This is a genomic window from Streptomyces angustmyceticus, assembly GCF_040701845.1.
Taxonomy (GTDB): Bacteria; Actinomycetota; Actinomycetes; order Streptomycetales; family Streptomycetaceae; genus Streptomyces; species Streptomyces angustmyceticus_A.
Genome location: NZ_JBFBHQ010000035.1, coordinates 40513 through 51188 on the forward strand (window position 1 = coordinate 40513; position 10676 = coordinate 51188).

Consider the following 10676-nt stretch of genomic DNA (forward strand, 5'->3'; position numbering starts at 1 on the left):
CGCCTCCCGCGGGGGCGCCGCCCGCACCCTGTGGCGCATGGCACGTTGTGAGGTCTGCGGAAACGAATACGGCATGACGTTCGAGGTGCACGCGCAGGGCGCGGTGCACGTCTTCGACTGCTTCGCCTGCGCCATCCACCGCATGGCGCCGATCTGTGAGCACTGCCGGTGCCAGATCATCGGCCAGGGCGTCGAGGCCGACGGGCAGTGGTACTGCGGTGCGCACTGCGCCCGGTCGGACGGGAGGGTGGGCATCGTCGACCGGGTCTGAGCCGCCGGGCCCGCCGGTCCGGCCCGGACGGCGCCCCGGGCCTCCCCGGCACTGCCCGGGGGACCCGCGGCCCGGGCGCTGCGGCGCCCCAGGTACCGTCGAGGCCGTGTACCGCTTCCTGTTGTCCCGGCAGTGGGTGATCGTCACCCTTCTGGCTCTCGTGCTGATCCCCGTCATGATCAAGCTGGGCTTCTGGCAGCTCCACCGCCATGAGCACAAGGTGGCGCAGAACCAGCTGATCGCGAGCAGCCTGGCCGCCAGGCCGGTCCCGGTCACCGAGCTGGCCGCGCCCGGCCGGGTCCTGCCGCACCACGACATGTGGCGCACGGTCACCGCCACCGGCACCTACGACACCGCGCACGAGGTCGTGGTCCGCCAGCGCACCGCCGCCGACGAACAGAGCATCGGCTACTACGTCCTGACCCCGCTGGTGCTCGGCGACGGCCGGGGCGTGCTGGTCAACCGGGGCTGGATCTCGGCGGGCAACGACCTGACCAGGTTCCCGGACGTCCCGGCCGCCCCCAAGGGCAAGGTCACCGTGACCGGCCGGATGATGGCCGACGAGACCACCGCCGTCAGCGGCATCAAGGACACCAAGGGCCTGCCCGCCCGCCAGATCATGCTGATCAACAGCAAGGAGCTCACGCCCCGGATGGGGCGGCCGCTGCTCGGCGGCTACATCGAGCAGACCGGGCCCGAGCCGCCCGGCGGCAAGCCCGAGCTGGTGCCGGAGCCGGACCACGACTCCATCGGCCCGCACATGGCGTACGCGATCCAGTGGTGGCTGTTCGCGGCGGCGGTGCCGGTCGGCTGGGTCGTCCTGGTCCGCCGGGAGCGCCGCGACCGCGCGGAGGCCGCCGCCGCGGAGGCCGGGGCGGCCCGGGAGCCCGAGGACGCCGACGAGGACACGGCGGCGGTCCCGGCCCACGGGTAGCCCGTACAGCCGCCACCCCGCGTGGCGCACCCGCCGCGCGGGAAAAGCCGCTGAGTGCACCCACATATCGAGGACTATGCGCTCATCGGCGATCTGCAGACCGCCGCGCTCGTCGGCCGCGACGGCTCCATCGACTGGCTGTGTCTGCCGCGCTTCGACTCCGGGGCCTGCTTCGCCGCGCTCCTGGGCCACAAGGACAACGGCCACTGGCGGCTGTCCCCCCTGTCCCCCGAGGCACGCGCCGAGCGCTCCTACCGCGGCGACTCGCTGATCCTGGACACCGTGTGGGAGACCCCCACGGGCAGCGTCCGGGTCATCGACTTCATGCCGCAGCGCGACCGCCAGCCCGATGTCGTACGGATCGTCGAGGGCCTGAGCGGCAGCGTCGAGATGCGAGGGGTGCTGCGGCTGCGGTTCGACTACGGCCGGGTGGTGCCCTGGGTGCGGGCCACCGAGGGCTGCCGGGTCGCCGTCGCCGGACCGGACTCGGTGTGGCTGCGCACCCCGGAGCGGAGCACCACCTACGGCAAGGACTTCAGCACCCGCACGGACTTCACCGTCACCGCGGGCGAGCGCACCGCTTTCGTGCTGACCTGGCACCCCTCGAACGAGCCCCGGCCCACCCGGATCGACCCGTTCGAGGCGCTCCAGGACACCCTGGACGACTGGCAGGCCTGGTCCGCGCGCTGCCGCTACACCGGCCCCTACCGCGAGGCCGTGATCCGCTCGCTGATCACCCTCAAGGCGCTCACCTACCTCCCCACCGGCGGCATCGTCGCGGCCCCCACCACCTCGCTGCCCGAGGAGCTGGGCGGCGTGCGCAACTGGGACTACCGCTACTGCTGGCTGCGCGACGCCAGCCTCACCCTGAACTCCCTGCTCTCCGCCGGGTATCTGGAGGAGGCCGGCGCCTGGCGGGACTGGCTGCTGCGCGCGGTGGCCGGTGCCCCCGACGACCTGCAGATCATGTACGGGCTGTCCGGCGAGCGGCGGCTGCCGGAGGCCGAGCTGCCCTGGCTGTCCGGATACGCCGACTCCGTGCCCGTACGCATCGGCAACGCCGCCGTCGAACAGCGTCAGCTCGACGTCTACGGCGAGGTGCTCGACTCCTTCCACATCGCGCGCACCGCGGGGCTGCCGTCGGAGCCGCACGCCTGGAGCATCCAGCGCGCGCTGGTGGACTACCTGGAGTCCACCTGGCGCGACCCCGACGAGGGGCTGTGGGAGATCCGCGGACCGCGCCGGCACTTCGTGCACTCCAAGGTCATGGCCTGGGTTGCGGCCGACCGGGCGGTGTGGGCGCTGGAGACGAACCCGAAGCTGGGCGGGGACGTCGACCGCTGGCGGGCGATGCGCGAGGAGGTGTTCCGGGAGGTGTGCGAGCAGGGCTACGACGCCGACCGCGGCACCTTCACCCAGTTCTACGGCTCGACGGAGCTGGACGCGGCGACCCTGCTGATCCCCCGGGTCGGCTTTCTGCCGGGGAACGACCCCCGGGTCGTCAGCACCGTCGACACGGTGCGCAGGGAACTCACGCACGAGGGGCTGGTGCGCCGGTACAGCACCGAGGGCGGCTCGGTCGACGGGCTGCCGGGCGACGAGGGCACCTTCCTGGCCTGCTCGTTCTGGCTGGTCGACGCCCTGCGGCTGAGCGGGCGGCCGCACGAGGCCCGGGAGATGTTCGAGCGGCTGCTGGACCTGCGCAACGACCTGGGGCTGCTCTCCGAGGAGTACGACCCGGCGGCCGGCCGGCAGCTGGGCAACTTCCCGCAGGCCTTCAGCCACATCGGTCTGGTGGGGACCGCCTTCGGACTGCAGGACGGGGCAGGGGCAGACTAGGGCCATGGATCTTGGACTCACCGACCGGACGTACCTCGTCACCGGGGCGACCCGCGGCCTCGGCTACGCCACCGCCCGTGAGCTGGTCGCCGACGGCGCCCATGTCGTGATCTCCGGGCGCACCGAGGAGAGCGCGGCCGCGGCCGCCGCCTCGCTCGGCGAACGCGCCCTGGGAGTGGCGGCCGACAACGCCGACCCGGCAACCCCCGGCCGCCTGGTGGCCGCGGCCCGGGAGCGCTTCGGCCGCCTGGACGGCGTGCTCGTCAGCGTGGGCGGCCCGCCGCCCGGCAGCGCCCTCGACAACACCGACGACCAGTGGCAGCAGGCCTTCGAGTCGGTCTTCCTCGGCGCGGTACGGCTGGCCCGCACGGCCGCCGCCGAGCTGACGGAGGGCGGCGTGATCGGCCTGGTGCTGTCCGGCTCGGTGCACGAACCGATCCCCGGCCTCACCATCTCCAACGGGCTCCGCCCCGGCCTCGCCGGCTTCGCCAAGTCGCTCGCCGACGAGCTGGGCCCGCGCGGCATCCGGGTCCTGGGCGTCCTGCCCGGCCGGATCGCCACCGACCGGATGACCCAGCTCGACGCGCTCTCCGGCGACCCGGAGGGCACCCGCGCCCGCAACTCCGCGGCGATCCCGCTGCGCCGCTACGGCAAGCCGGAGGAGTTCGGCCGGGCCGCGGCGTTCCTGCTGTCGCCGGCCGCGTCGTACGTCACCGGGGTGATGGTGCCGGTGGACGGCGGGGCCCTGCACGGCTTCTGACGGGGTGCCCGCCGCGCGGCCGGCCGGGACTTGTCGCAGGGCCGGGCCGGATCGCGTCGCGGGGCCGGCCGGCCGGAGATCTACCGCGGTTCGCCTAACTGACCCGCTCGGGCCGGTGCTTGACCGCGCGCAGCCGGACGTCCCCCGGCAGCCGGTCGAGGCCGGCCGAGCGGCGGGCGTGCGCCACCGCCTCGTCGGACAGGCGCCGGACCACGGTCCCCGGGTCGGCGTGCGGCGCGAGGGCCAGCCGGGCCCGCACCCGTGGTTCGCGCCGGCGGCCGGTCAGCAGCACACCGGCCCGGTCGACGCCGTCCAGCGCCTCCGTCTCGGCCGCGAGGACGCCCTCCAGCGCCCGGCCGCGCAGCGTGGCGCCCTCACCGTCGCCGCTGTCGACGAGGATCTCGTGCAGCCGGTGCCGCCGCAGCTGCGACAGCAGCCACCACAGCATCAGCAGCACGAGGACGGCCAGAGCGGCGATCACACTCGGCCACCACCAGCCCTGGCCGGTCCAGCGGGTGCGCTGCTGCGCGGACAGCAGGACGTCGCCGGGGCGGGACCAGGGCCAGTGAGCGGGCAGGTCCAGGTGCTCCTTCGCCGGCAGGTTCAGCCCGCCGAGCAGCACCAGGCCACCGGTGCCCAGCAGCACCACGCCGACGACCCCGAGCAGTACCCGGTTGACCGTTGTGCTGATCCTGCGCATCGCTCGCTCACCTCTTCTTCGGGCGCCGGACGTGCACGGTCAGGCCGAGCCGGTGCGCCAGCCCCAGCTGCCGCAGGCCCTCGCCCAGCGCGACGCCGAGGTCGGCGCGGACCTCGTCCAGCCCGCGGAAGTGCGAGACGGTGTGTGCCTTGGCCTTGCGGCGGCTGACCTTCATCCGTACGGACTGGACACCGGCGACCTCCATGGCGCGATCGCGCAGCACCAGCGCGGCGGCCGCCCGGTCCAGCCCGGCCCGCAGGTCCGGCGCGGTCGGCCGCATCGGCAGCACCCGGCGCAGCCCGGGGGTGACGGCCAGCACGATCAGCCAGATGCCGAGCACCAGGGCGAGCGCGGCGGCGGCCAGCACCCAGGGGGTGTCGAGGTGACGGGTGGCCAGTTCACGGGCCAGCCACCGGCGCCAGGCCATCGCGGGATGGTGGGCGCGCACCGCGACCACGTCGTAGAGCAGCAGCCCCGCGGCGGCCAGCAGCACCAGCGCGACCACGGCGGCCGGCACCCGGCGGGCCGACCAGAAGCGCCCGGCCCGCCCGCCGCCGGCGGTGTCCGTCGCGGCCTCGTCCGGGGGGCCGCCGGCGCCCTCGGCCGAGGCATCGGGCGCCGGGTCGAGGGTGGGCAGCCGCCGGGTGTCCGGCTGCTGCGTGTCGTCGCTCATCGCACCCTCCCGCGGCCCGTGCGCTCCAGCAGCGGGGAGTGCAGCCGCTCGACGTCCACGGCGACCTCGGGCACCTCCATGTGCGCCAACGCCGTGACCCGCTCGGTGACCTGACGGCGCACCGCCCGGCACTGGGCGCCGATGTCGGAGGGGTAGCCCAGCTCCACGGCGATCCGCACCCGCGCCTCGCCGAAGTGCCGGCGGTCGTCGCGCCGGTGGACGGTCACCGTGGCATGCGCATCGGTACCGGCCTGCGGGGACTGCCCGCGCAGCGCCTCCCGGGCGGCGCGGGCGGCGATCTTCGCCACCACCCGGTCCGCGATTCTGGTCGCGCCCCGCTCACCCGCCGGTACGCCGGCGGCAGCGGCGACCGGGGACACCGTCGCCACCCGGCCTCACCGCCGCCGGTCGTCGCGGCCGCTGCCGCGCGGACGGAAGAAATCGCCGGCTTCCAGATCCCCGTCCAGGAGTCTGCCGGCCACAAACCCGATGGCGCCCAGCGCCGCCACCAGCACGAAGGCGCCGAAGCCGCCGAAGTATCCGGCGAAGCCCAGCGCCATACCGGCCAAGAGGCCGACCACGGCCATGCTCATCGTGCGCTCCTTCGCTACCACTCCGGACGGACCCGGCTACTGGAGCCTCGGCTCCGCTCCCTCTTCTTCGTCTTCCTCGTCGGGCAGCTTGACGTCGCTGACCGCGATGTTGACCTCGACGACCTCCAGGCCCGTCATCCGCTCCACCGCGGAGATGACGTTCTCCCGCACGGAGCGCGCGACATCGGCGATGGCGACGCCGTAGTCGACGACGATCTCCAGGTCCAGCGCGGTCTGCACCTCGCCGACCTCGGCCTTGACCCCACGGGTCGCGGTCGCGGACCGGCCGCCGCCGGGGACCCGGTCGCGGACGGCGCCGAGCGTACGGGCGAGGCCGCTGCCCATGGCATGCACACCGAGGACCTCCCGGGCCGCCAGGCCGGCGATCTTCTCCACCACACCGTCGGCGATGGTGGTCCGCCCACGGGTCGCGGGATCGCCGCCACCCCGTCTGGCGGGGGTCCGCGTCCCCTCTGCGTGCTGCTGGCTCTCGCTCATCGCCGTCGTCCCTTTCCGCGAGGAGAAACGGTCCGCCCGCTTCGTTGCCCACAGTAGGTCCGGTCGCCACGGACCGCCCCAGGGATGCGGCAGCCGAGTGCTCCGTACGGCGGTGTCCGGCACACCGCCCTGCCGCCGGGGCCGGTCTGCGGCAGGCTGGGGGCGTGGTCCGGAACGGGTCAGGGAACAGGTCCGGGCTCTGCCGGGAAAGGGGTGACGCGGTGGCCGCGAACCAGTGGGCACAGTCGGTGCGGGCGCAGCTCGGGATCGGCCGGGTGCTGCCGCTCGGCGGGCCCGCGGACGGCTCGTGGATCACCGAGCAGGCGGCCGCGGGGGCGCTGCGGGCGGCCGCCGGGACACCGGCCGGCGTCCGCGTCGGGACGCTGCGGCTGTCCGTCGCCGACCCCGGCCGGGCCCCGGAACCCGCGGTGCCGGCCCCGCCGAGCGCTCTGCCGCCCGGCCCGCTGCGGATCGAGGCGGACTTCGCCGCGGTCGCCGGCCGGCCGCTGCCCGCCGTCGCCGACCAGGTGCGCACCGCGCTGCTGGAGGCGTCGGTCCGGGAGCTGGGACTGGTGGTCGGCGTGGTGGATCTGCAGGTCAGCGCGCTGCTGGCGGAGGACGAGGCATCGCCACCGCCGCCCGCCGCCCGGCCGGAGGAGCCGGCCGCCGCCCCTGCGGAGGACGCCCGGAGCGGGGCGACGCAGGAGGGTCCGGCGGGGATCACCGCCGTCGCGCGGGGAGTGCCGGGCGTGGCCCGCCTGGCACCGGTGCTCGGCGGGCTGTCCCGTCCGGTGCGGCGCACCGACGGTCATGTGCTGATCCAGCTGGCGACCGCGCCGGGCCACCGGGCGCTGGACGTCTCCTGCGCCGTGCGGCGGGCGGTGGCGGCCGCGCCGGCGGCGCCGTCGACGGTGGCCGTGCTGGTCACCGCCGTGGAGCAGCGCTGACGGGCGCCCCGGCCGGCAGGACGCCCGTCGGTGGAAGGGATGCGGCGGGGCTACTCCCCCACGCCCGCGAGGTCGCGCAGCCGGCGCGCCTGCGCGGCCCGCTCGGCACTGCGCTGCTCCTCGTAGGTGCGGCCCGCGGCGCCGGCCAGCAGGGCCTTGGTCTCGATGACGGCGTCCCGCGGCGCGGCGGTGAGCGCGGCGGCCAGGTCGGACACCGCGGCGTCGAGCTCCTCCGCGGGCACCACGAGGTTGGCCAGGCCGATCCGCTCGGCCTCCTCGGCGTGCACGAAGCGCCCCGTGGCGCAGATCTCCAGCGCCCGGGCGTAGCCCACCAGCCCGACCAGGGGGTGGGTACCGGTCAGGTCCGGTACGAGTCCCAGGCTGGTCTCGCGCATGGCGAACTGGACGTCGGGCGCGACCACCCGGAGATCGCAGGCCAGGGCGAGCTGGAAGCCCGCGCCGATGGCATGCCCCTGTACGGCGGCGATGGACACCAGGTCGTTGCGCCGCCACCAGGTGAACGCTTCCTGGTACTCGGCGATCGTGGCGTCCAGCGCGCTGTCGGTGCCACGTGCCAGATCGATGAACGACGGCTCGCCGTCGAAGCCCTCGGGCGTGAACGCCTGGCGGTCGAGGCCGGCGGAGAAGGACTTGCCCTCACCGCGGAGCACCGCGACCCGCACGTTTCCCGGCAGCAGCGAGCCCGCCTCGGCGAGCGCCCGCCACATGGCCGGTGACTGCGCATTGCGCTTCGCCGCGTTGGCGAGGGTCACCGTGGCGATCGCACCGTCGACGGTGAGTCGCACACCGTCCTTGTCCAGCAGAGTCATGAGCGCCTCCGAGTCAGCCAGCCGCACCTGCGTGCGTAAGTGACTGAACGGTAACCTCCCGGTCGACCGCTCGGTCGACCGGGGGGACACCGCTGCACCCGGAGTCGCAGCCGTCAGGCCGATGCGGCCTTCTTGCCCCTCGTGGCTCCGCCGCGACCGCGCAGGACCACACCGGATTCGCTGAGCATCCGGTGCACGAATCCGTAGGAGCGGCCGGTTTCCTCGGCCAGCGCCCGGATGCTCGCACCGGAGTCGTACTTCTTCTTCAGGTCTGCCGCGAGCTTCTCGCGCGCGGCGCCGGTCACCCGGCTGCCCTTCTTCAGAGTCTCGGCCACCCGTGCCTCCTCGTGGGAAGTGCGCTCTGGACTCTCATGATCACCCCTCCCCGGCTTCCTGGCCACCCATTCCGCAAGGTCAGTACGACATCCTTTGCCGTCCGGCGGCCGCCCACCGGGGCCGGAATGCCACATTCCGCCCTGGTGGAAGGCCGTTCTCGCCCGGCTTTGCGCGAGAAGTGGCAGGTCAGGTGGTATGCCGCCGAAATGGTGACGGCCGGGCCCCAGGGGCCCGGCCGTATGCCGCAGACTCGCCGATGTACGAGCCGTTCTCACTCAGATGATGGATCACACGTCGGCCGAATGATCCATGCGGCATGATCCAACCGCCGCGGTCAGGCCAGCGCGACCAGGTCCGCGTAGTCCTGGCCCCACAGGTCCTCGACGCCGTCGGGCAGCAGGATGATCCGCTCCGGCGACAGCGCGTCCACGGCCCCCTCGTCGTGCGTCACCAGGACCACCGCGCCCGTGAAGGTGTGCAGCGCGCCGAGGATCTCCTCGCGGCTGGCCGGGTCGAGGTTGTTGGTGGGCTCGTCGAGGAGCAGCACATTGGCGGAGGAGACGACCAGGGTCGCCAGGGCGAGCCGGGTCTTCTCGCCGCCGGAGAGCACCCCGGCGGGCTTGTCGACGTCGTCACCGGAGAAGAGGAAGGAGCCCAGCGTCTTGCGGATCGCGACCAGGTCCATGTCCGGGGCGGCCGAGCGCATGTTCTCCAGGACCGTGCGGTCCGGGTCCAGGGTCTCGTGCTCCTGGGCGTAGTAGCCGAGCTTGAGGCCGTGGCCCGGGCGGACCTCACCGGTGTCCGGCTGCTCTACGCCGGCCAGCAGCCGCAGCAGGGTGGTCTTGCCCGCGCCGTTGAGGCCCAGGATGACGACCCGGGAGCCCTTGTCGATCGCCAGGTCGACGTCGGTGAAGATCTCCAGGGAGCCGTAGGACTTCGACAGGCCCTCGGCGGTCAGCGGCGTCTTGCCGCACGGCGCCGGGTCCGGGAAGCGCAGCTTGGCGACCTTGTCGGAGGCCCGCACCGCCTCCAGGCCCGCGAGCAGCTTGTCGGCGCGCTTGGCCATGTTCTGGGCGGCGACGGTCTTGGTGGCCTTGGCCCGCATCTTGTCGGCCTGGGAGTTGAGCGCCGCGGCCTTCTTCTCGGCGTTCGCCCGCTCGCGCTTGCGGCGCTTCTCGTCGGCCTCGCGCTGCTGCTGGTAGAGCTTCCAGCCCATGTTGTAGATGTCGATCTGCGAGCGGTTGGCGTCCAGATAGAACACCTTGTTCACGACGGTCTCGACCAGGTCGACATCGTGGGAGATCACGATGAAGCCGCCGCGGTAGGTCTTGAGGTAGTCGCGCAGCCACACGATGGAGTCGGCGTCGAGGTGGTTGGTCGGCTCGTCCAGCAGCAGGGTGTCGGAGTCCGAGAACAGGATCCGGGCCAGCTCGACGCGGCGGCGCTGACCGCCGGAAAGGGTGTGCAGCGGCTGGCCGAGGATGCGGTCGGGCAGCCCGAGACTGGCGGCGATGGTCGCGGCCTCCGCCTCGGCGGCGTACCCGCCCTTGGTGAGGAACTCGGTCTCCAGACGCTCGTACTTCCTCATCGCCTTGTCGCGGGTGGCGCCCTTGCCGTTCGCCATCCGGTCCTCGTTCTCGCGCATCTTGCGCAGCACGGTGTCCAGATCACGGGCGGACAGGATGCGGTCGCGGGCCAGCACGTCGAGGTCGCCGGTGCGCGGGTCCTGCGGCAGATAGCCGACCTGGCCACCACGGGTGACCGACCCGGCGGCGGGGATGCCCTCGCCCGCCAGCACCTTGGTGAGAGTGGTCTTGCCGGCGCCGTTGCGGCCGACCAGGCCGATGCGGTCGCCCTTGGCGATACGGAAGGAAGCGGACTCGATGAGGACGCGGGCGCCGGCACGCAGCTCGACGCCGGAGGCGGTGATCACGGAAAAACTCCAGGGCAGGAAGACGGCGGATTGGACAGACGGTCCGAAAGCGGGCTGCGCCGTCTAATGAACCCGGGGGAGAACTGCCATGGGAGGCAGTCTAACGGCCGCACGCAAGTCGTTTTCCTCCCACCTGTTCGCTGCGCTTTGCCTGTGGCCCACGTTTTTGGCTGGCCCGCCGTGGGGGTTGCTCGCCGTTTGTCGCCCGCTGCGGGGCCGCTGCGCTTGGCCTCCGCTCCGTTTTTGGCTGTCCCGGCGTGGCGCCTGGCGGCGGGCGGGTCCGCTGCGCGGGGCTGTCGGGTGCCGGTGACGGGCCTGCGCGGGTGGGTGTCCGGACTGCTTCGCTTTACGTCCGGACACCC

Annotated in this window: 13 protein-coding genes; 5 read left to right on the top strand and 8 right to left on the bottom strand. The window is 73.6% G+C overall.

Annotation, left to right across the window (positions count from 1 at the left end; genetic code table 11):
• The first annotated feature begins 37 nt into the window (after positions 1-37).
• The 4 genes from AB0411_RS35685 to AB0411_RS35700 all read left to right on the top strand — a co-directional run bounded on the left by AB0411_RS35685 (position 38) and on the right by AB0411_RS35700 (position 3804).
• A complete protein-coding gene (locus AB0411_RS35685) occupies positions 38-271 on the top strand; it encodes a hypothetical protein (protein ID WP_030087516.1) in 234 nt (77 codons plus the stop codon).
• A 106-nt stretch (positions 272-377) separates the two neighbouring features.
• A complete protein-coding gene (locus AB0411_RS35690) occupies positions 378-1205 on the top strand; it encodes an SURF1 family cytochrome oxidase biogenesis protein (RefSeq protein ID WP_366421397.1) in 828 nt (275 codons plus the stop codon).
• 54 nt (positions 1206-1259) lie between these two features.
• Positions 1260-3044, top strand: a complete 1785-nt coding sequence (locus AB0411_RS35695; protein ID WP_366421398.1) for a glycoside hydrolase family 15 protein — start codon at positions 1260-1262, stop codon at positions 3042-3044.
• Between the two features lie 4 nt (positions 3045-3048).
• Complete coding sequence (locus tag AB0411_RS35700; RefSeq protein WP_366421399.1) at positions 3049-3804, top strand: SDR family oxidoreductase; 756 nt, start codon at positions 3049-3051, stop codon at positions 3802-3804.
• Between the two features lie 94 nt (positions 3805-3898).
• On the opposite strand, the gene amaP is transcribed toward AB0411_RS35700, so the two are convergent.
• From amaP to AB0411_RS35725, 5 genes are read right to left on the bottom strand one after another with little or no spacing between them, the layout of a single operon-like run.
• The gene (gene amaP, locus AB0411_RS35705) at positions 3899-4504 is read right to left on the bottom strand and encodes an alkaline shock response membrane anchor protein AmaP (RefSeq protein WP_366421400.1); all 606 of its coding nucleotides are present in this window, start codon (positions 4502-4504) and stop codon (positions 3899-3901) included.
• Between the two features lie 7 nt (positions 4505-4511).
• Positions 4512-5177 (bottom strand): DUF6286 domain-containing protein, encoded by a 666-nt coding sequence (locus AB0411_RS35710; RefSeq protein WP_366421401.1) that lies wholly within the window; start codon positions 5175-5177, stop codon positions 4512-4514.
• Positions 5174-5566, bottom strand: coding sequence for a hypothetical protein (locus tag AB0411_RS35715; protein ID WP_366421402.1), 393 nt, complete (start codon positions 5564-5566; stop codon positions 5174-5176). The genes AB0411_RS35710 and AB0411_RS35715 overlap by 4 nt, the downstream gene beginning before the upstream one ends.
• Before the next feature lie 6 nt (positions 5567-5572).
• Complete coding sequence (locus AB0411_RS35720; protein ID WP_086717251.1) at positions 5573-5770, bottom strand: hypothetical protein; 198 nt, start codon at positions 5768-5770, stop codon at positions 5573-5575.
• Between the two features lie 36 nt (positions 5771-5806).
• Complete coding sequence (locus tag AB0411_RS35725) at positions 5807-6268, bottom strand: Asp23/Gls24 family envelope stress response protein (RefSeq protein WP_366421403.1); 462 nt, start codon at positions 6266-6268, stop codon at positions 5807-5809.
• A gap of 221 nt (positions 6269-6489) precedes the next feature.
• On the opposite strand from AB0411_RS35725, the gene AB0411_RS35730 reads away from it, so the two are divergent.
• Positions 6490-7215: a hypothetical protein gene (locus AB0411_RS35730; protein ID WP_366421404.1), complete on the top strand. Its 726-nt coding sequence runs from the start codon at positions 6490-6492 to the stop codon at positions 7213-7215.
• Between the two features lie 50 nt (positions 7216-7265).
• Here the strand turns inward: AB0411_RS35730 and AB0411_RS35735 are convergent, their stop codons facing one another.
• From AB0411_RS35735 to AB0411_RS35745, 3 genes are all read right to left on the bottom strand, one after another.
• Entirely contained in the window at positions 7266-8045 is a 780-nt protein-coding gene (locus AB0411_RS35735) for an enoyl-CoA hydratase/isomerase family protein (protein WP_366421405.1), read from the bottom strand.
• Between the two features lie 113 nt (positions 8046-8158).
• Complete coding sequence (locus AB0411_RS35740; RefSeq protein ID WP_006606369.1) at positions 8159-8380, bottom strand: helix-turn-helix domain-containing protein; 222 nt, start codon at positions 8378-8380, stop codon at positions 8159-8161.
• 335 nt (positions 8381-8715) lie between these two features.
• Complete coding sequence (locus tag AB0411_RS35745) at positions 8716-10314, bottom strand: ABC-F family ATP-binding cassette domain-containing protein (RefSeq protein ID WP_366421406.1); 1599 nt, start codon at positions 10312-10314, stop codon at positions 8716-8718.
• Positions 10315-10676 lie beyond the last annotated feature (362 nt).

What these genes read in the sequence shown, in the direction of transcription:
- AB0411_RS35710 (WP_366421401.1), bottom strand. Translation starts at nt 5,177, where the DNA reads ATGAGCGACGACACGCAGCAGCCGGACACCCGGCGGCTGCCCACCCTC.
- AB0411_RS35685 (WP_030087516.1), top strand. Translation starts at nt 38, where the DNA reads ATGGCACGTTGTGAGGTCTGCGGAAACGAATACGGCATGACGTTCGAG.
- AB0411_RS35725 (WP_366421403.1), bottom strand. Translation starts at nt 6,268, where the DNA reads ATGAGCGAGAGCCAGCAGCACGCAGAGGGGACGCGGACCCCCGCCAGA.
- amaP (WP_366421400.1), bottom strand. Translation starts at nt 4,504, where the DNA reads ATGCGCAGGATCAGCACAACGGTCAACCGGGTACTGCTCGGGGTCGTC.
- AB0411_RS35700 (WP_366421399.1), top strand. Translation starts at nt 3,049, where the DNA reads ATGGATCTTGGACTCACCGACCGGACGTACCTCGTCACCGGGGCGACC.
- AB0411_RS35735 (WP_366421405.1), bottom strand. Translation starts at nt 8,045, where the DNA reads ATGACTCTGCTGGACAAGGACGGTGTGCGACTCACCGTCGACGGTGCG.
- AB0411_RS35720 (WP_086717251.1), bottom strand. Translation starts at nt 5,770, where the DNA reads ATGAGCATGGCCGTGGTCGGCCTCTTGGCCGGTATGGCGCTGGGCTTC.